A 19851-nucleotide genomic window follows, 5' to 3' on the forward strand; every position below is an offset into this window, starting at 1 on the left:
GAGTAATAAGTCTCTAGCTTGAATAATATGTGCACAATTCAAGCTAGAGGGTATAACTACAAGCATTCTAGAATGCTTGTAGATTAATTATGGTTTGATTTTGATTGAGAATTTTAGTGTAGCCGTATTAGTAGCTGCTAGCGGATTTACTGTTGTATTAATCGACGTGTTATTGTTGTTAGCTGCAACAGTAACGGTACTGCCTGTACCAGTTAGGGTAGTTGGAGAAATAGTCTGAACCGTAGCACCTGCTGAGAAGTTAGACAGTAAATCCGAGATCACTAAGTTAGTAACGGGATAGCTTGAAAATGTGTTGGTCGCTACGATTTTATAAACGACACATTGTCCAGGCTCTGCTTCTAGTGCAGTAGTAGAAGAACTGAATGCACTGTCAGCAACATTGCCGCTACAAGTAGCATCTAGCGCTTGGCTCTTAACCAATGCCACACCTTTAACACTGGTGGTGTCAACAACAGGAGCAGGAGCTACAGGCTTATCGGTACCGCCTGGAATCAAAGTAACCTTAGTGTTTTCAGTAGTATCAGTTACAGCAGCTGTTGATACAACGTTGTAGCTGATGGTTACAGTGCCTTTAGGTGCTATACCTGCTGGGAAGGCAGATTTGATATCATATTCACCAGTTTCGTTGTATGGCAGGGTAGCAGTCGTACGATCATTAGTAGTAGCTGGGTCACCGTCTTTGTCATAAACGAGTGTAATATTGCCAGTCTTAGAAGGTTCTACATTGGCATTAAGACCAACATCTTCGATCTTAAATTTCAGCTCGCCAGCATTAGCGCCTTCAGTTTCGCGACCAGTGTTGGTAATGACTGTTTGATGTACCGCTTGAGTAGCTGCCGTCGAAGTATTTGGCACTTCTCTAGTGGTTGGACCTGTTAACGTTACTGCACGTTGATTAGATGTTAATGGCTGAGTTGAGTCACCACCTGGTGTACTTGGAGCAGTACCATTCTCGTTTTCGGTGTCAGCGCCGCTTGGATAATAAGTGTTTGTGTTTTCGCCACCATTGGTGCCATCAGTACTATCGATAACAGTCACGTTACTGCCACCGCCCAAAGGTGCTTCGATGTTTACATGGTTGACCGTACTTTTCGCTAGTGTCTCGTCAGCATCTTTTTGTACTTTGAATTTAATCGTAATAGTCTGACCTACTGGAAGGTTAACACCAGTAATCTCGAAACCATCAATCGTAGCACTTGAACCAAAGCCTTTATTGTTTTGAGCAATAGTTCCTTTGGTTGCAGAACCAGTAGTTGTAATGCTAGCTGCTGTCAAAGAGCTCGTTACTAGCTTTAAACCTTCTGGTAAGTTGTCAATAATTTTGATACCAACAGCATCAGCAGCATAGGTCACTGAGTTATCGTTCTTAACCGTAATCGTATACTCTGCAGTAGCGTCAGGGTTATTGATATCTAGCGTCTGTGAAACTGATTTTACAATACTAAATACTGGTAATTTAGTGATTGATTCATCAGTATTGGTAGCCGTAGCTTCAGCAGCTGTTCCTTTATTAGCTAGATATGTACTCTTAGCCGTTAGGGTCAAATTCTGAGTATCACCGCCTACATTGGCAGTTGTTTTACCATTGACCGTAATGACTGCGTACTCATCTTTTTCTAGAACAATGGCAGTGTTAGTAAAGGCAGTACCTGTTATGTCGGCAACAGTTCTAACCACGGTACCGTTGTCTTTATAAACAACATAAGTTACTTTAGTAGCAGCAAGATCAAAGTTTTTCGTATCGTCAGTCTTGTTAGTTAATGCCATAGTATAGGTATCAGTCAGGTTACCTAAGTTTTCTAAGCGATGGGTAAACTGAGCCACGCCAGTAGGAACCACTACTAAGCCAGCGTTTAAATCATCACCAGGATTGCCATCTGCATTTTGTGCAATTAATGAGAAAGAACCAGTTTCAGATACGTTGACCGTAACTTTGTTTGATTCAACTTCGTTCTGAGCAACACCATCTACACTATAGCTGGCTTTTGCAGTGTTATTAATAACGACTGCACCTTTGGCTGTTTTAGTTTCGGCCATAGCGCCTGTAGAGATGCCCATTACTGCAGCGACACCAACAGCTAACAGGCTATGGTTAAAGGTATTTGATTTCATGTAGTACTCCAAGATTGATAGTGAAAAGTCGAGTTAAGAATTGAAACGTTAAAAATTACTTAATATCTGCTAAATTAGTTCACAGTGGTGTTTAAAGCCACAGCAGCTGATTTCTTAGCTGGTAATAACTTGATATTCCAGCGTAAAGTACGGTAATCAGAGTATGGAACTTGAACCATCTTGCCATTCACCTTACGCATGAGAGGCATATCAGCATAGTTCTTACCATCAGTGCTGGCCTGTGCACTTGCAGGGTATGCCTCACCAGTGAATGTCATGTTTGCAGGGATAGGTAGTGTCACCATCAAGTCGTTAATGTCTTTGTTGATGGTATTTGTATAATTCGCTTTGTATTGGATTACAGTGCCTGCTGGCGCAGTGCTTACTGCCGAATAAACAGTTTTACCATCTGCATTTTTGGTTACTTTGTCAGCCGTCAATTCCATTTTCAAAGCATCATCAGCATGGGCGACATTCAACAAACAAGTAGAAGCAACGGTGGCTAATAAAATGCTGTGTAAAAGTTTGAAACGTTTCATATAAAATCCTTTCTTGGACTATTACTTTTAGCAAAAAGCTAAGCTTGTAAGTTGTGATTGAGTAGCCTGAAATCTAATACCTGTAGGGCTTTTAGAAGGCACCTCTCTCCCTTTTTTCTATTTTCACGTAATTAATACAATTAATCATCACAAAAATGACAACTGGCATTTTGGAGTATACAAACGGTAAAAGCCCTGTCTAGCTAGACAGGGCTTGATTGAATGTTTGTCGATTTGATAAACAGGTGTTTAGTTACTAATGGTATTACCATATTTAGTATTAAAACGAATGGCTTCACGACGAGTGGCGGTGGTAGTACCTAAAGAAAAAGTATTGGTGGTAACTGTACCGTTTTTACCAACAGATACTGAATTTGTTGCAAATGATGGAGTGCCACTATTTTCACCAATAGGTGTTGGATTGACTAGGGTAGAGGTAACCAACGAATTATTAGAGTCGTTTTTACTCTGTAGTATATCTTTGATAATAATATCTGCTAGGGAAACATTACCGCGATTTATAGCTTCAATTCTATAGGCGATACATTGTCCTGGGATAATATCAGATATTGGCTTTGTACTGTACGCACTGCTAGCACTACCGTCGTAATTAACACCAATTGTGGTAAGGTTATTTAGACTACAGTCATGGACATACTGACTTTTGATTAATACCAATGCAGCATTTTCTTGAACAACGTCACCGAAATCATTGTTAGGGTAATTATATTTACTATTGGTAATATCTATTTGTCGTAAATTGCTCGTAGTGTCGACAGTATATTCATAGTTGCTAGGCTCATTCTGAGTAACGCAGAGTCTTGTATAGCTACCTACTTGTGCTGGCGTCAAGCTAAAACTATAGGTTCCATTATTACCAATATTTACCGTCTGAGCTGAAAACGTACCACTATCGCTTACGCATTTATTCAAAGTGATAGTATGACCTGTAGTAAAGGGAATGCCAGATTCGGTTCCTGAATCATACTTACCGTTAAAGTAAAGGCTATTATTTAGATATTTGTCTGATACGTCGTCTTTATTTGGATTTACGATTTTACCGTTATCGTTAAATACTGTACCTGAGAATACATAATTAGGTCTACCGTTCGTGATCGTACACGTCCAGTTATCTCCGTAAGTCAGATTGAGGTTTTTTGGGTCTAAACTGTTAACGGATGTACCATCTGATTTTCTACATGCATATAAGGCAGTATAGTCTGCTAAATTCGTCGATCCTGAGACTGCTTCTGTCAATGTATAGGTCTTGGTAGGATTAACTTTGAAAGTTCCTGTAGTACCTGTGCCAGTCGTGACAGTGTTATTCGATCCCGTTGTAGTAACAGAAGTAATGCCACTCGTAACTACCGAATTATCTGCATTGTCTTTAATCTGAACAGTAAATTGATCCGTATTCGTTTTACGAGAAGTCGAAAGTGCTTTTGTATATGTTAGACGCGGCTGCGGTTGATAACAGTAATTATCAAATTTAATTTTAACAATTTGCGCGCTAGGGTCGTTATTAGCAACTCCATTATTAGTGTAATTCAGATCAGTATTGTTTCCATAAACCACCTCCACACCAATTACAGGTTTATCGAAAGATACTGAAACTTTACAGTTCTCGTCTAAACCACTACATGCAATACTGCTTGCTGTAACTTTTTGACGATAGGGCGCAGAATCAGTTATTCCGCTACCTTTTGATTGCAGAATAGGAGATATTTTTCCTGTACTGGTTATTCCAGTTATTGTCACTTGATCAAACCATCTAAAATATGCATTTCTTTGGGAGTCATAACCATAAAGATTAGTATCTATATCATAAATGCTTAAGCTGAGTTTATCTAAAGCTTGAGATTGGTTAGTAAATTTATTATTAAAAGTATAAGAGACAGTACGTGTTGTTTCCTTAGTAGCGTAGTCCTGAGTGAACTGAAATAATGGAACATTATCAGATTGGGATATTTGATAAATATTTGTTGATCCTGGACTTAAGGACCCATTAGTAACTAGTGAATTTGATGCAATCAAGTAGCTTTCAGTACCTGTACCGTCTATAGTTTGATTGATTCTAGGATTAGGTGTCACTGAAATAGGAGCTAATCTTTCATAGTCAGCAGCAGAAAAGTTATCAGCTATAAAGCCAGCATCACAAGCTAGTGCTGCAAAAGCTAAATAATTAGGTAACAGTATTAACAAGGATGGTAGAGCTATCCAACGCGTTCCTCTTGACTTTAGAGTCGATGGTATAATAGACGGGTTCATAATAGCTCCGAGAACAAGGATAGAATATACGTATAATCTTATAATAAGAATAATACTTAAATCACAATTAATATACACAAATGAGACGAATGTCTATTTATGGGGTATGAGTAACAAGAAGTGTATTTTCGATTGGTGTTTTTATTAATTAGAAAAGCAGATATCTACTACTACGGAAAGTAAATTTCGTCTACCTATTACTAAAATCTTGGTATCAATGGAATAATGGTTAATAATATTTACCTAACAACTAATCATTATTTATTTAAAAAATACTTGTTATTCCATCATTTCTCTACAGCCATAAACAACTAGTGCGTAAACGCTTATAATGGAATGTCATAGTAATTAATGATTGAATAGATAGTCATAGCATTATAACGACTTAGCGGATGTGTTGATTTAACGCATCCGTTGATAAAAGTAATACTATTTTTATAATCGAGCAGTATATCATCGCACAAAACAATGGAATGCTTGGACGTAGCAAGGATGTCATAAGTAAACCAATCTCTCATCATGCATTTTTCAATGAAGCCCTGCCACTAGGTAGGTATGACTGATATAAAAGGATTAACAAGAATGAATTATTATAAGGATGCTGATAGCACCGAAACTCAGGAATGGCTAGCAGCCTTTGAGTCTGTGGTTAAACACGCAGACAAGGACCGTGCTCAGTTTCTCCTAAAAGCCTTATACAATATGGCAGTTCAAGAAGGTCTCCCGTTCAACAGATTAGACACCGCTTACGTCAATAGTATCGCTGTTGAAGATGAGCCAATGTACCCAGGCGATCTGGGCATGGAGCGTAAGATACGTGCGCTAATTCGCTACAACGCACTTGCCATGGTTATGCGTGCCAATAAAAACGACGATGATTTGGGTGGTCACTTAGCGACATTCGCCTCTAGTGCGACACTTTATGAAACAGGTTTTAACCATTTCTTCCGTGCCGCTAGCGATCACTTCGGTGGTGACATGATCTATTATCAAGGTCACTCAGCACCAGGTATCTATGCCCGTTCTTATTTAGAAGGTCGTTTGACCGAAGATCAACTTGACAACTTCCGTCGAGAAGTGGGTGGTAAAGGTCTATCAAGCTATCCGCATCCATATCTCATGCCTGATTACTGGCAGTTCCCAACGGTATCGATGGGTTTGGGTCCGATTATGTCTATCTATCATGCCCATGTACATCGCTATATGGAAAACCGTGGATTGCTAGAAAAAGAAGGCCGTAAGATTTGGACGTTCTTAGGTGATGGCGAGACGGATGAGCCAGAAAGCTTAGGCGCAATTTCTCTTGCCGGTCGTGAGAAGTTGGACAACCTAATATGGGTAGTTAACTGTAACTTGCAGCGTCTTGATGGTCCAGTCCGTGGTAACGGCAAAATCATTCAAGAATTAGAGTCAGTATTCCGCGGTGCAGGCTGGCGAGTTATCAAAGTCATCTGGGGTGGCAACTGGGATTCATTACTTGGTAAAGACCATACGGGTGTACTTAAACAACGTATGGAAGAAGTGGTGGATGGTGAGTATCAGTTATATGAAGCGCGTACGCCTGAATTTACTCGCAAAGAGTTCTTTGGTAAATATCCAGAGCTAGAAGAAATGGCAGATGCGTTGACTGATGAAGAGATTTCACGTCTGAACCGTGGTGGTCATGATCCAGTTAAAGTTTATGCAGCCTTTAGTGAAGCGATGAAAACCAAAGGTCAACCGACGGTCATCTTGGTTAAAACCGTTAAAGGCTACGGTTTGTCTGCTCAAACCCAAGCGGTCAACAAATCGCATCAGGTCAAAAAGCTTGATCAAGAAGCATTGATGTATTTCCGTGATCGTTTTGATTTGCCATTTACTGATGAGCAGCTAGAGACTCTACCATTCTACCGCCCTGAAGAAGGCTCAGCGGAGATGAAGTATCTTAAAGGTCGTCGTGAGTCGTTAGGTGGTCATCTACCAAACCGCCGTAGTGGTCACATCCCACTGAATATCCCTGAATTATCAATGTTTGATCGGGTATTAAAAGGCAGCAATGGTAAAGAGCAGTCTACGACAATGGTATTTGTACGCTTACTATCTGCGATGCTTAAAAACAAAGACATTCAAGATCGCGTTGTACCAATTGTACCTGACGAAGCGCGTACTTTCGGTCTAGAAGGTATGTTCCGTCAGTTGGGCATTTACTCAGCTGTTGGCCAAAAATATACGCCAGAAGACAGTGAAGCATTGATGGGCTATAAAGAAGCCATCGATGGTCACATGTTAGAAGAAGGTATCAACGAAGCAGGCGCAATGAGTACTTGGATTGCATTGGCAACCAGTTATTCTGTCAACGCGCTACCGATGATTCCGATGTATATTTACTACTCAATGTTCGGCTTCCAACGTGTGGGTGATTTGGCTTGGGCGGCAGGTGATTGTCAAGCACAAGGCTTCTTGTTAGGCGCAACCGCTGGTCGTACAACGCTTAATGGCGAAGGCTTACAGCATCAAGATGGTCATTCACAGATTCTATTCAATGTCGTGCCAAACTGTGTCAGCTATGATCCTTGCTTTGGTTATGAGCTAGCTGTGGTTATGCATGATGGTCTACGCCGTATGTATGGTGAAGGCGAGCGCGTTTACTATTACTTGACGTTGATGAATGAAAACTACGAGCAACCTGCTATGCCAGAAGGAAGCGAGGAAGGTATCAAACGTGGTATGTACTTGTTAGAGGACAATGGCTCAACACAAGTACAGCTATTAGGTTCTGGTGTTATCTTACGCGAAGTACAAAAAGCATCACAGATACTAAAAGACGAGTTTAATATTACTTCTAACGTCTGGAGCGTAACCAGCTTTAATGAGCTGACTCGTGATGGTATGGTTTGTGACGATTACAACCGTCTACATCCAATGGATGAAGAGAAAGTGCCTTGGGTTACCGAGCAGTTAGCACCACACGAAGGTATCGTGGTTGCAGCGACAGATTATATGCGTAACTACTCAGAGCAGATTCGTGCTTGGTTACCAGACAATCGTCCTTACACGACTCTGGGTACCGATGGTTATGGCCGTTCTGATACGCGCGAAAACCTACGTAGTTTCTTCAACGTCGATGCGGCGCATATCGTTGTGGCAACGCTTAAACGCCTAGCCGATGAAGGCGAAGTTGAGATGCGTTTGGTTAAAGACGCGATTTCAAGCTTAGGTATCGATGTGGATCATCCACCTGCGTGGCAACAGCAGTCTTACTATGACCAGTCTCCAGATGCACCAGCACCAGGTAATGTAAATCCAAATCCTGTACCTGAGTTTATCGCTGAAGACGATGATGAAATCAGTAATGAAGGTCGTGCTGAAGATCAAGCAGATGCAAATGTACTTGATGATAAAGATGTCAAATAATAATAACCATAAGACGAGGAAATAAATCATGGACATTGAAGCCCCCGATTTAGGTGTGGATAGCGCCGAAGTCAGCGAGATTATGGTAGAAGTTGGTGATGTCATCGCAAAAGACGACAACATCGTATTATTAGAATCTGACAAAGCATCGGTTGAAGTACCAAGCTCTGCTGCTGGTAAAGTGACTAAGATTAGTGTTGCTATCGGTGATCAAGTTAGTGAAGGTATGGTACTAATTGAGCTTGAAAGCGCAGATGATAGCGCAGAAAGCAATGATGACAATGCTGCTGCTGAAGAGCAAGAGTCAAACAGCACAGACGATACTGATGCCGAGCCAGAATCAAAACCTGAGCCTGCTACAACTGAGTCAAAGCAATCAGAGTCTGCTGCCAAGCCAGCCGCTAATGCTGGTAAAGCAACTACTCATGCATTACCTGATTTAGGTGTTGATGAAGCACAGGTTTCTGAAATTATGGTGAGCGTTGGTGATACTGTTAGCGCTGAGCAGTCGATTTTGTTAATCGAATCAGACAAAGCTTCGGTTGAAGTGCCAGCGCCAGTTGCTGGTAAGATTGAAAAAATCTTGGTCGAAGCAGGTGATATGGTTGCTAATGGTCAGGACTTCATCGTCATCATGGCAAGTAGTACAGATGATGCTAGTGATAGTGAATCTGAAGCTCCTAAGCCACAAGAGTCAGAACCCGCCAAAGCAGAAGATAAACCAGCTGCTAAAACCTCTGGTGAGCCAAAACAAGCTGCCAAACCAACCAATACTGATACAGCTGCTAGCAAAACAGAGGGTAAGTTAACTGAAGCACAGGTCAATGAAAAATTGGTTGATGTGTATGCAGGTCCTGCCGTTCGCAAACTAGCCCGTCAGTTAGGTGTTGATATCACACAAGTGAATGGTTCAGCTCTAAACGATCGTATTCTAAAAGAAGACTTGTTTGCACATGTTAAAAACAGTCTAACCAAGCAGAAAGCGGCACCTGTGAGCGGCAATCCTGTTAGCTCAGGTCTACCGAAACTGCCTGACATGAGTAACGCTGAGATCTGGGGTGAGACAGAAACACAAGACCTCAGCCGCTTACAGAAAGTCTCAATACCACAGCTCAACTACAATACTTTGCTACCGCAAGTAACGCAGTTTGATCTGTCTGATATCACTGAGACTGAAAAACTACGTGGTGAGTTAAAAGGTAGCATGAAAGCAGAAGGTGTTGGCTTTACTATCTTGGCATTCGTGGTTAAAGCTACTGCTTACGCGTTGACCCAGCACCCACGATTCAACAGTCATTTGAGCGATGACAATACTCAAGTTATATTGCGCAAAAGTGTTAATATGGGTATCGCAGTGGCAACTGATGATGGTCTTATTGTACCGGTTATCAAAAACGTACAAGATAAAGGTCTGAAGCAAATTGCGATTGAAATTGGCGAGCTTGCTGTAAAAGCTCGTGATAAAAAGCTCAGTACCAAAGATTTGCAAGGGGCGAGCTTTACCATATCGAGCCAAGGTAACTTGGGTGGTACGGCATTTACGCCATTAGTTAACTGGCCACAAGTTGGTATTTTAGGTGTCTCTGAAGCAAGTATGCAGCCACGTTGGGATGCTAAAAAACAAAGCTTTGAGCCACGTTTGATGCTGCCACTGTCTTTGTCTTATGACCACCGTGTGATCAATGGCGCAGATGCTGCTGTATTTACTCGTTATATCGCAACGTTACTAGCAGACCCACGTCGTATTTTGATCTAAAGCTAGCTAGCAATAAAAAAAGACTGCCCACGGGTGGTCTTTTTTTATGGAGATTATTTGTTCTTACAGGTTATTAGCTATTTTTATAAATAATTGCCTAGTAGCTAGTGTAGACAGATAGTAGTAACCATAGTTAATAGGCACAAAAAAGCCAGCTATCAAGCTGGCTCTTATTACGCATGGTATCTTTACTAATTTAGAACTGTTTAACGAATGCTACGCCATATACCCAAGGGCTGATATCAACTTCACCAATATCAGTACCGTTTAGGCTTGCATCTGTTTTGATGTCCATATAACGGGCATCGATACGGAAAGCTTCGGTAGGAGCAAAAGGAATATCAAGACCAACATGGCCAGCTACACCAACGCTATCATCAAGCTCTAAATCATTACCGTTACCAAGGTAGATTCTTTCTTTGAAAAATGTTGTGTAGTTTACACCAACACCAACAAAAGGCTTCACATTCATAGGCAGATCATAGCCATCGAAGTGATACTGTACAGATAGAGTAGGTGGTAGGTGCTGAGTTTCTGCATCAATAGTAGTATCACCATTTTTTAGAGTGATGTCATGATGGAATGGAATAGCGGCTAGCAGTTCAACACCAACGTTGTTAGCGATGAAGTACTCACCACTGATAGTTGGACGTACATCGCCATCAACATCAACAGATAAACCGTTATCTAGAGTACCGTTGTCGCTTTTAGGATCAACATAATGTGCGCCAGCAGCAACAGACCAAGTACCAGCAGGGACTGCAAAAGCAGTTGTCATTGTAAGTGCAGCAGCAGTTGCTAAAACTAGGGATTGTAGTTTCATCATTTCATTCCTTAACGTAATAAAAAATTATCAGCAGTTTGCTAATGAGGGATGGCATTAGCTACTGATACATAATGTCATGATTAAAGTCTAATCTGTAACATTTAATCTCTATTATAATACGAAAATCATTATTACTGGTAAGGTTTTGAATGCAAATTAGCAATATTTCTGCAATAAATTACATTTACGTGTAATTCAATTGTCTACAGTCTATAATTAAACACAACAAAAGCTGCTTTTTAAGTAAGTGTCATTGACGTAAGTCGGTATCTCTTATTTATGATTCAACAAGAGGTGCAATATATTATGCTTGGCTATTGCAGTAACTCTCCTCTACGCTGTACGAATGCGCGTACGATGAAAATACTGAATCAGGTAGACTCTTGTTGTCCTGAATGTCACTTGTTTTTGATACCTGCGCAAGATATTAGCCAGCAGCTTCGTGCTGACGAACAGTTCTTAAGGTTCTCTATCCTACTAATTGTGTTTATACTGCTGGTATCGGTCTATATTTATTATCTGCATTTTGTATAGCCGCTAGTCATGGCTGATAATGAACAGGTCAGTACCAAATGAAGCGTTTCTGATAAAAATCACGGATGATTGCTGCAAATATCTCCTATGTGCTGTGATGAAAGTTTGGTTTTTATTGTTTGACTGTTGTTTTATTCTACTAATATCAAATCGGTATTTCACCGCATAGGGCTGGCATGTTATTCCAATCTATACGGCGCTTGCGTCATTTTGTTTATGATATTTTACAAAATGAAGAACATGACACGTTATTTAGCCGTTACGTTGATTATTTTCTTATCTTTCTGATTATGACTAACGTAGCAGCTGTGATAGCAGAGTCTGTCGATCAGTGGTATTACCCTTATCAAGATTACTTTACCTTATTCGAAAACTTCTCTATCGTTGTTTTCTCTATTGAATACTTATTGCGTCTGTGGAGTGTGGCTGAAGCAAAGCCTGACAATACAACGTGGAAACAGCGATGGGATTGGCTTAGAAGCCCATCCGCATTGATTGATTTAGTAGCCATCGTGCCCGCCTTTTTAAATTTCTTTGTTAACATTGATTTGCGCTTCTTACGTATTTTACGTTTATTTCGAATCCTAAAATTGACGCGTTATTTTGCCTCAATGCGTATCTTGCTAGTCGTGATTAGCAAGGAGCGAGGCTCATTTCAGGCTGTTATCTTTATTCTTATTATTATGATTGTGACTGCCTCTAGCGGTATTTATCTGGTGGAGAATCATGCACAGCCAGACGAGTTTGAGTCTATACCTAAAGCGATGTGGTGGGCTGTAGTGACACTGACAACCGTAGGCTATGGAGATGTCACGCCAATTACTAATGCGGGCAAAATATTGGGTGCGGTCATTACGATATTGGGTGTGGGTCTTGCAGCCCTACCGGCTGGTATTCTAGCGACAGGACTAGCAAATGAGTTGGCTCAGCGCCGCGAGGAGCTTGAACAGCATTTTCGTGAGCAGTTAATTGATAGCGATTTTGATCTGGTACAGAATCAGATGATGATTGATAAAATTCGTCGAGAGCTAGGCTTAGATAAAGAGCAGGCACAAAATATCGTCTTACAGGTACTGCGAGAGCAAGAGCTTGAACGACGTGAAAAAGAAGTTGAAACGCGCCAAAAGAACTTCTGTCCGCATTGCGGTGAAGTTTTATAGGCAAGTATTAAATGATTTATGAGAGATAGGTTTTTAGCAGTTAATCGTAGTTAATATTTTGACCATAAAAAGAGGTCTTGTGTTTACATAGCACAAGACCTCTTTTATATTCGATGACCAGTTGCTCTCATATACCCTGAGGAATGGGCAGTGCACGTGCTAACTCATGAGCCACTTCTTGTGCCGCATCTGCTAGACCTTCTGCAGTAAGTGGCAAGTTTTGCAACGTTAAGTGCCAGTCGTCAACAGATCGACGCAAATGTGCTACCCATAGCGTGGTGCAGTCGCGTGGGAGCTGCTTAAGGTTGACTTCAAAACAACGGTTTCCTTCATCGTCACTCAGATGAATCTCGCCTTTTTTCACTCTAGAGAACGAATGACCGTGGTATGAATTGGCGATTAAACCAATATGAGTAATATGAGCGGGGATTTTCTCAAGCTCCAATCTGATTTGCTCTTGATCAAGTGGGGCAAGATACATGGCTTGTTCACCGCGATCCTTACCATTTAAGCTATCACCTTGATGCTTGACCGATTCAGCTTTATCTCGTAATTGTTTAAACCAAACGATGTCACTGATGACGCAGTTATCATCATATAACACACAAGCCAAATCAATATCCATCGCGCTTTGATTTTTCTTAAAGCGCTTAAACATGCCTTTTGGCTCAATTTTGGTAAATTCATAATTGAGCGCAAAGAACAATGTTCCTGCGTCTAGTCCCAGTCCTCGTAAACTATCTGACAACAGTGGTGATGGGGCAGTGGTCGACATAACTTTCCTTTTTTATTCTTAGTTTCTAACCGTTATCTAGATTTGGTGTCTGCTTACTTAAGGCGTGCGGATGTTAGCCTATCTCAGGTCAGTGATGTCACTCATTGATTGCTGTCGAAGACTTATCTAATACTGCTTGATAGAGCAGCTCAGGCTTAGCATCTAATAACCCACTACCAAATCCACGTAGCCACCAAACCAGCTGTGAGGTCAAGTTAACAGTGGCTTTTACAGTAAGGGTGTTATCCTCATTTAGCGTCACGGTTTGATCGTCATTAAGTTTACTTTCGGTCAGACTTTTACCTGCTTGCCTAGTGAACCTAAGCTCAACAGCAGTGTTCTTGCCACGTTCATCCAATTCGCCAAACAGTGGGTGACTAAAACCCATGCTGCCTTCATCCAAATAGGTATCGAGTTGAAAGTTTTCTGGCGTTTTTGCAGCGGTTTCGAGAATCTCAACACTATCAAAACGATGTAAGGCAAAGGTGCGAATGGTGGCTTCTGGGTCGTCAGTACGAGTTGCCAGCAGATAGATAATCACGCCGCGCTGGATAATTGCGATTGGATTTAGGATATATTCGCTGGCTTGTAATTTGTTGCTACGAGTATAACAAGCATGAATCTGTAGTTGATAAAATAGCGCGTGGTAAATATTGTCTTTACTGTCCAAATCTATATCTGGTGCAATAAGCGGCTGCGTGGCAGGCTCGATACGCACTCTGTCTATCCAAGAGTGGGTCACTTTGCTGTTTTTGAGCTGTCGTCGTGCTAAGTCAAACCAAGGAAATAATTCATCTAAGATAACAGGTGGCAATAGCTGGGTCAGATTGGCCTCGACCATATTAAAAGCAACCGCTTGTGATAAGTTCATATGCGGCAAACTTTGTAATGGGGCGTCTTCTTTCCAGCGCCAACCTTGAGGATTGGCATTGTTTTTTTCGATAGGGAAGCGTTTGGCAAGGGCGTTCAAATCGCGTTGGACAGTACGTAGACTGATATCAAAGCCTGCCATCATCAGCTGCTCATAAATATGCGTGGTACCTACCCAGCGATTGCGCTGCAGTTGTGATAGTACTTGCCATTGCCGAGCAGTCGTTGCCGCACCATGTCGATTGTCACTAATATTGTCGGCATTGGCCTCTTTTGAGGTACCAGTGTCTACAGCTGCAAGCGCACCTGCCTGCTCACTAGGATTGGACTGAGCTTGGATGTTATCAGCATCAGTAGGATGTACAGTCATTAAGAGATACCCTTTATGAAGTTACAAGTCGGTTTCTGGCATGATTTTGCTCGATCAGGAACCGTTAATCATCGCAGAAAAGCAGCGTAGCGTCTAGCGACGTTCATGCATGCTTATGTTTATTTAATAGTTGCTATTCGATGGTTGCTGCTCGATCTAGCCATAGACATAATAATGAATCTAGTCGAACAGCAATGTGCGTGCGTATCAGCAATACCGTTCAAATTTTAATTGCCATCTTCATCGATAGCTGTTGTCTCGCTATCGTTTAGGGTGTCATCAATAGGCTTAGCATCGCTTTGCTTGTTACTTTCCTCGCTACCTTTCTTATCACTTCTCTCACCTTTTCGCTTTTCTTTTATTCTCTTATCTTCTTTCTTTTGACGTTTTTCTTTACGCTTCTTCTTTGCTTTCTTTTTGGACTTTTCATCATCGATGTCATCAGTGCTGTCTTGATTTTCATCCCATAGCATCAGACGGCTTAATACTTTGCCAAATAAAGTATCTTTACGATAACGGCCTTTTTTATTCATGGTGTCGATGGGCAAGCCAGTCATCAGCGTCAGGGCTTCACTTAGAGTATAAACGCCATAGATATGAAATTTCTCTCTATTTACCGCATCGATAATGTCATCACGTAACATCAGCTGTTTGACATTAGCCATCGGAATGACGACGCCTTGATCGCCTGTTAGCTCTTGCTCGCGGCAAGCGTCGAAGAAACCTGCGATTTTAGCATTGATGCCACCAACTGCCTGTACTTCGCCTAGCTGGTTCATTGATCCAGTAATCGCGAGAGACTGATTGATAGGCACGTTTGCTAACGCGGATAGCAATGCACAGCCTTCGCTAACGGTGGCACTATCGCCATCGATTTGCGCGTAGCTTTGCTCAAACGCCAGCGAGGCACTAAAGTTCAGCGCATGATGTTGACTAAACAGCGCTCGCAAATAGCTGGTCATAATCAGCATACCTTTGGCGTGTAAACTACCACCCAAGTCTACATCACGCTCAATATCAAGAATTTCACCTGTGCCAATATTGGGCTGAATGACCGCAGTAAGCCGTGCTGGCATGCCAAACTCACTATCAGCATAACTGACTACGGTTAAAGCATTAACTTGTCCAATAGCATCGCCTTGCGTTTGGATAAGTTGCTGGCCGTTTTTAAGCTCATCCCAGTACAGATCGCGCAAATACCCTGAACGCTCATCCATGTCATCGATTGCCTGAGTGACATGATCTGCCGTTACCATATTCTCATTATTTAAGCGAGCGTGACGGTTTGATTCATGCAAAAGCTTAATCAATAAGTCACTGTGTAGGCTTAAGCGATCTTGTTCTTCAGCTTGCAAGCTTAAATGTTCAAGTAGCGTGGCCTGTGCACTGCTATCAAACGGATAAAGGTCGGCATAGTCGATGATATCGGCCATTTTTGCGACCAATGCCAATTCATGCTTAGTGGTACGAGGCACATCGTCATGAAAGTCAGCTCGGACTTTGAATACTGCATCAAATTCAGGCTCAAGCTCTAGCAGCTCATAATATAAATCTGCTTCACCTAACAATATAACCTTGATATCTAAATCAATAGGCGCGGGTGAGAGAGACAAGCTACCGGTTAGCGTCAGCATTTGCTCTAGACTTGATAGTTTGATTTTTCGTGATTGTAAAGCGCGCTTTAAGCCTTGCCATGCATAAGGATGCTCAAGGACGTGGCTAGCTTCTAACAGTAAGTAGCCGCCATTAGCGCGATGTAGAGCACCTGCACGAATCATACTCACGTCAGTGGTCACAGTACCTAATTGGGTGATCTGCTCGACATGCCCTAATAAATTGAGATGGGTTGGCAAATCCTCAAAGACCACGGGCGCGCCACTGTCAGGTGTGTGACTGACAATAACATTGACTGCATAACGACTAGGCGTCGTAGCCAACACTGCCGTCACAAACTCTTCATCATCGCCATTGACGATACGCTCTACATGAGTGACCATGTCGTCGAATACAGCTTTGAGATATGCCACGACAAGTGGATGAGTCGCAAACTGCTCATAAATAGGAGTAAATAATGGCTGTAAAGCACGTTGGGCAATACTACGATGTAACTCTTCGATCTCATCGTTGGCTTCGTCTTCTAGTTGCTCTAAAGCGATAGTCAATTGACTCAGTCGCTTTTGCATATGGTTCTTTTGCACAAAGTTATTCAGCTCAGCTTCATACTCATTATTGCCATATGTAGAATCTTTATTTTCTTTATTTTCAGTGTTTTCATTGCCCAAAATGTTAACTTTTTCGCTATCATCGAGCTTTTCTGAATCTTTACGATTGCTAGGTATTTTTATTTGCTTGTCATCAACGCTATTGCTTTCTGTAGGCAGTTGACTAGGATGAACAAATACGGCTTTATTATCAAACGAGCGAAACGTCAATGCTAGGTCATATTGTTTGCCTTCAGCATTAAGCGCGTCATAGGCATGACTTTCTTTTTGATGAGTACTGTTTTTGATGGCTTCGATTTTACTTTGGTATTGATCGCTACGAAAGCGTTGGCTTAAACGCTTTTTTGCTTGCTGCCATAAGTTGTTAACTTGCTGCTGTAATAGCGAAGCTTGACCAGCTGGTAGACGCAGTGCCAATGGTGTGCGTGGATCGGTGAAATTATGCACATATACCCAATCATCAGGCGTCGGTGCGTCGGCGGCAATACGCGTTAACAGACGACTAATGACAGTACGTTTGCCCAAACCGTTTTCACCAGCGGCAAACACATGGTAACCACTGGCTTTAATATCCAGCGCTGTATGTAATGCTTTGAGCGCGCGTTGTTGACCGAAGCCCACATCTAAGTCGGGCGCAGTGCGTGTATCCGTAGGCAATTCATCAGGGTCGCTATAACGTTTTAATTGCTCAGCGGAAATGCGACAATTTTGCTGAACTTCTGTGAAGATAGGGTTTGGGGTATCAGGTGCTTTTTGCTTAGTATTTTTTGTATTGGTAGTAGGTACTACCATATTGTTAGCATCTTTTGATACTTGCGATATAAGGGTGTAGGGTTGTTCTGTCATAGGCGTTTGAAAAATCATCTTAAAAAGTATTAAAGGAATATGAGAAGTGATTGGTTTTATCTGTTCAAGCGTATTCTGAGTTTTTTATAATCAATCATGACATCTTACAAGATATAGTCACCTATTAGCGAAGTCATTAAGCGCAGTTTTGTATCATATTTAGGCAAATGCTTGAGCGTAAACAGTAAAAAACGAATGACTTAATCAGCGAATTGGAGGCAATCAAAGCAGAATAACGCCTCATGATCAGCGTAGATAGTATAAGATGTCCCACATTGGCGCAATCTGCAACTATTCAATGGGCAGACTGCATGATAAAATAAACGGTTCACAAGTCAAAACTGGATAACTCGTTGTATGTCAGCTTCTGCTAAAAACTCTTCATCGTCTGCTAGTATGAGTAATATCAATATTGATCCGGCTGGTTTCGTAAAGCTTGGTGCGCAACTGCCAAAGCTGGCTAATATTTTGGCGCAAGCGATAAATGAGCTGGGTCTGCCGTTAAGTGAAACGCAGCAGCGCACGTTATTATTGTACTTAGACCAGCTTTTACTATGGAATAAAGCGTATAATCTGACCGCCATCACTGATCCAGAAGAAGCGCTGATCAAGCATGTGATAGATTGTCTGTCTATTATAACGCATTTACCCGCCGGATCGTTGCTAGATATCGGCACGGGAGCAGGGTTGCCGGCAGTTATTATTGCCATTTGTCAGCCTGAGCGCCAGTGTACTGCGCTTGATAGCAATCAGAAGAAAATCCGCTTTATTAAGCAAATTAGCAGCGAGCTTGGTTTGAGTAATATGCAGCCGATTGCGTCGCGTATTGAAGCGCATGAAGCAAGTTATGCGGTGGTGACATCACGAGCATTTGCCAGTTTGATAGATTTTGTAGAAGTAGCGCAGCCAAGATTGGCAGATGGCGGCTTCTTATGTGCTATGAAAGGTAAAGTCCCGAGTGAGGAAGAGCTACAAGCACTCGATAGTGATTGGCATATCAAAACCATTAAACTGACGGTGCCACGTTTGCACGACAGTCGTCATTTAATTGAAATGTCTGTCAAAGATAGCTAAGGCATAAACACTTCGCAGTCATGAAACAGGCACTGTTTTTTGTGAAACACAGTTTACGTCTGTATCTAAATGACATAGTATTTAAAAGCATTTAAAATGCTCGACCGCAAACTGAGCACTTCAGACCATAAATTGCTTATTTTTAAATACTGAGCGAGTGTCGCTGCACAAGATTGAACAAAAATAATCGTACCAACCGAGTCAAAAGTAATAGACCCTAATAAAATTGAGTGAGTGTATGGAAATCATAGCAATTGCGAATCAAAAAGGCGGTGTGGGTAAAACCACAACGGCAGTAAATTTGACCGCCAGCTTGGCTGCTAAACGCAAGCATGTACTGCTGATTGACTTAGACCCACAAGGTAATGCGACCAGTGGTACAGGTGTTGACAAAAACGAGTTAGATCTTACCATAGCGGACGTTTTGCTAGATGGTGTCGCGTTGTCTGAAGCAATTGTTACTAGTCCTGCTGGATTCGATGTTATCGGTGCCAATCGCGATTTGGCTGGCATGGACATTACGCTAATGAGTAAGACAGATAGTCATGAGCTGTTCAAAACAGCGATGGCCGAATTGGTTAACGATCAGGTATCCACACAAAAACAGCCATACGATTATGTAATTATCGATTGTGCGCCTAGTTTGAATCTACTGACGATTAATGCGTTGGTGGCTACGGACAGTGTGATTATCCCTATGCAGTGTGAGTATTATGCACTAGAAGGGTTGGCTGACTTATCACAAACGATTGAACGTCTTACAGAGTTGAACCCTAAGCTATATATTCGCGGTGTGGTCAGAACGCTATTCGATGCGCGTAACACGCTTGCCCGTGATGTCTCTACTGAGCTAGAAGCGCATTTTGGCGATATTATGTACAAAACTCATATTCCAAGAAATATTCGCTTGGCAGAAGCTCCTGCGCACGGCTTACCAGTTATTGCGTATGAGAGATGGTCAAAAGGCGCACGCGCGTATCAAAAACTTGCTGCTGAAGTAATGAAGCAAAGCAACTAGTTTTTATCTAAAGTTCTTACAAAGGGTTGTTAGATAAAAAGCGTCACTGATCAAGACAGTAAATGAA

At 41.8% G+C, this 19851-nt stretch carries 12 protein-coding genes; 5 read left to right on the plus strand and 7 right to left on the minus strand.

Features of this window, described 5'->3' with window-relative positions:
* Nucleotides 1-87 precede the first annotated feature (87 nt).
* The 3 genes from AK824_RS05190 to AK824_RS05200 all read right to left on the minus strand — a co-directional run bounded on the left by AK824_RS05190 (nt 88) and on the right by AK824_RS05200 (nt 4940).
* Nucleotides 88-2133 carry a hypothetical protein gene (locus tag AK824_RS05190; protein WP_057759410.1) on the minus strand — a complete coding sequence of 682 codons (2046 nt, stop codon included), beginning with the start codon at nt 2131-2133 and terminating at the stop codon, nt 88-90.
* Nucleotides 2134-2207: 74 nt separating this feature from the next.
* Nucleotides 2208-2672, minus strand: a complete 465-nt coding sequence (locus AK824_RS05195) for a hypothetical protein (RefSeq protein WP_057759411.1) — start codon at nt 2670-2672, stop codon at nt 2208-2210.
* A gap of 249 nt (nt 2673-2921) precedes the next feature.
* Nucleotides 2922-4940 carry a hypothetical protein gene (locus AK824_RS05200; RefSeq protein ID WP_057759413.1) on the minus strand — a complete coding sequence of 673 codons (2019 nt, stop codon included), beginning with the start codon at nt 4938-4940 and terminating at the stop codon, nt 2922-2924.
* 582 nt (nt 4941-5522) lie between these two features.
* Here AK824_RS05200 and aceE point away from each other — a divergent pair.
* Together aceE and AK824_RS05210 are read left to right on the plus strand one after the other, a co-directional pair.
* Nucleotides 5523-8333 (plus strand): pyruvate dehydrogenase (acetyl-transferring), homodimeric type, encoded by a 2811-nt coding sequence (aceE, locus tag AK824_RS05205; protein WP_057759415.1) that lies wholly within the window; start codon nt 5523-5525, stop codon nt 8331-8333.
* 28 nt (nt 8334-8361) lie between these two features.
* A complete protein-coding gene (locus AK824_RS05210) occupies nt 8362-10089 on the plus strand; it encodes a 2-oxo acid dehydrogenase subunit E2 (RefSeq protein WP_057759417.1) in 1728 nt (575 codons plus the stop codon).
* Between the two features lie 196 nt (nt 10090-10285).
* Here AK824_RS05210 and AK824_RS05215 read toward each other — a convergent pair whose 3' ends face one another.
* Nucleotides 10286-10912, minus strand: a complete 627-nt coding sequence (locus tag AK824_RS05215) for an OmpW/AlkL family protein (protein ID WP_057759419.1) — start codon at nt 10910-10912, stop codon at nt 10286-10288.
* A gap of 713 nt (nt 10913-11625) precedes the next feature.
* On the opposite strand from AK824_RS05215, the gene AK824_RS05220 reads away from it, so the two are divergent.
* Nucleotides 11626-12609 carry an ion transporter gene (locus tag AK824_RS05220; protein ID WP_057759421.1) on the plus strand — a complete coding sequence of 328 codons (984 nt, stop codon included), beginning with the start codon at nt 11626-11628 and terminating at the stop codon, nt 12607-12609.
* A gap of 127 nt (nt 12610-12736) precedes the next feature.
* On the opposite strand, the gene AK824_RS05225 is transcribed toward AK824_RS05220, so the two are convergent.
* From AK824_RS05225 to AK824_RS05235, 3 genes are all read right to left on the minus strand, one after another.
* The gene (locus tag AK824_RS05225; protein WP_057759423.1) at nt 12737-13384 is read right to left on the minus strand and encodes a TerD family protein; all 648 of its coding nucleotides are present in this window, start codon (nt 13382-13384) and stop codon (nt 12737-12739) included.
* Between the two features lie 97 nt (nt 13385-13481).
* Nucleotides 13482-14624, minus strand: a complete 1143-nt coding sequence (locus AK824_RS05230) for a helix-turn-helix transcriptional regulator (RefSeq protein WP_057759425.1) — start codon at nt 14622-14624, stop codon at nt 13482-13484.
* A gap of 227 nt (nt 14625-14851) precedes the next feature.
* Nucleotides 14852-17692 carry an ATP-binding protein gene (locus AK824_RS05235; RefSeq protein ID WP_057759427.1) on the minus strand — a complete coding sequence of 947 codons (2841 nt, stop codon included), beginning with the start codon at nt 17690-17692 and terminating at the stop codon, nt 14852-14854.
* Between the two features lie 357 nt (nt 17693-18049).
* Here AK824_RS05235 and rsmG point away from each other — a divergent pair, with 357 nt between their 5' ends.
* Nucleotides 18050-18766 carry a 16S rRNA (guanine(527)-N(7))-methyltransferase RsmG gene (gene rsmG / locus AK824_RS05240; RefSeq protein ID WP_057759429.1) on the plus strand — a complete coding sequence of 239 codons (717 nt, stop codon included), beginning with the start codon at nt 18050-18052 and terminating at the stop codon, nt 18764-18766.
* Nucleotides 18767-19004: 238 nt separating this feature from the next.
* Nucleotides 19005-19784: a ParA family protein gene (locus AK824_RS05245; RefSeq protein WP_057759431.1), complete on the plus strand. Its 780-nt coding sequence runs from the start codon at nt 19005-19007 to the stop codon at nt 19782-19784.
* Nucleotides 19785-19851 lie beyond the last annotated feature (67 nt).

The sequence above is a fragment of the Psychrobacter sp. P11G3 genome, from assembly GCF_001435845.1.
Lineage (GTDB): Bacteria > Pseudomonadota > Gammaproteobacteria > Pseudomonadales > Moraxellaceae > Psychrobacter.

Bases quoted from the DNA above. Each gene is read 5' to 3' on its own strand.
- AK824_RS05190 (WP_057759410.1), bottom strand. From the start codon at position 2,133: ATGAAATCAAATACCTTTAACCATAGCCTGTTAGCTGTTGGTGTCGCT.
- AK824_RS05195 (WP_057759411.1), bottom strand. From the start codon at position 2,672: ATGAAACGTTTCAAACTTTTACACAGCATTTTATTAGCCACCGTTGCT.
- AK824_RS05200 (WP_057759413.1), bottom strand. From the start codon at position 4,940: ATGAACCCGTCTATTATACCATCGACTCTAAAGTCAAGAGGAACGCGT.
- aceE (WP_057759415.1), top strand. From the start codon at position 5,523: ATGAATTATTATAAGGATGCTGATAGCACCGAAACTCAGGAATGGCTA.
- AK824_RS05210 (WP_057759417.1), top strand. From the start codon at position 8,362: ATGGACATTGAAGCCCCCGATTTAGGTGTGGATAGCGCCGAAGTCAGC.
- AK824_RS05215 (WP_057759419.1), bottom strand. From the start codon at position 10,912: ATGAAACTACAATCCCTAGTTTTAGCAACTGCTGCTGCACTTACAATG.
- AK824_RS05220 (WP_057759421.1), top strand. From the start codon at position 11,626: ATGTTATTCCAATCTATACGGCGCTTGCGTCATTTTGTTTATGATATT.
- AK824_RS05225 (WP_057759423.1), bottom strand. From the start codon at position 13,384: ATGTCGACCACTGCCCCATCACCACTGTTGTCAGATAGTTTACGAGGA.
- AK824_RS05230 (WP_057759425.1), bottom strand. From the start codon at position 14,624: ATGACTGTACATCCTACTGATGCTGATAACATCCAAGCTCAGTCCAAT.
- AK824_RS05235 (WP_057759427.1), bottom strand. From the start codon at position 17,692: ATGACAGAACAACCCTACACCCTTATATCGCAAGTATCAAAAGATGCT.
- rsmG (WP_057759429.1), top strand. From the start codon at position 18,050: ATGTCAGCTTCTGCTAAAAACTCTTCATCGTCTGCTAGTATGAGTAAT.
- AK824_RS05245 (WP_057759431.1), top strand. From the start codon at position 19,005: ATGGAAATCATAGCAATTGCGAATCAAAAAGGCGGTGTGGGTAAAACC.